This window comes from Streptomyces sp. SID486, from assembly GCF_009865385.1.
Classification (GTDB): Bacteria; Actinomycetota; Actinomycetes; order Streptomycetales; family Streptomycetaceae; genus Streptomyces.
The window spans coordinates 1-692 of record NZ_WWJT01000536.1 but is presented as its reverse complement, the minus strand read 5'-3'; the positions used below and the strand labels follow the sequence as shown (position 1 = coordinate 692).

Annotated in this window: 1 protein-coding gene; it reads right to left on the bottom strand. The window is 74.4% G+C overall.

The window, feature by feature from the left end:
• A partial coding sequence (locus tag GT045_RS24525) for a polyketide synthase (RefSeq protein WP_161335465.1) occupies nt 1-692 on the bottom strand: 692 nt, incomplete at both ends.

Genomic DNA, 692 nt, shown 5'->3' with positions numbered 1-692 from the left:
GCCTGTTCGAGGATGACGTGGGCGTTGGTGCCGCTGATACCGAAAGAGGAGACGGCGGCGCGGCGCGGCCGTCCGGTGCGAGGCCACGGGCGCCGCTCCAGGGCCAGTTCGACGGCGCCCGCGCTCCAGTCCACCTGGTCGGTGGGGGCGTCGACGTGGAGCGTCGGCGGCACTTCGCCGTGCCGCATGGCGAGCACCATCTTGATGACCCCGGCGACGCCCGCGGCGGCCTGGGTGTGCCCGAGGTTGGACTTGACCGAGCCGAGCAGCAGCGGCTCCGCACGGTCCTGGCCGTAGGTGGCGAGCAGGGCCTGGGCCTCGATGGGGTCGCCGAGGGAGGTTCCGGTGCCGTGTGCCTCGACCACGTCGACGTCGGCGGCGGTGAGTCCGGCACCGGCCAGCGCCTGCCGGATGACACGCTGCTGGGAGGGGCCGTTGGGGGCGGTCAGACGACTGCTTGCGCCGTCCGAGTTGACGGCGCTGGCGCGGACGACGGCGAGCACCGGGTGGCCGTTCCGCCGGGCGTCGGCGAGCCGTTCCAGCAGCAGCATCCCGGCGCCCTCACCCCAGCCGGTGCCGTCGGCCCCCGCCGCGAACGCCTTGCAGCGGCCGTCCGGGGCGAGTCCGCGTTGCCGGCTGAAGTCGATGAACGTCTCCGGCGTGGACATCACGGTGACGCCGCCGGCCAGGGC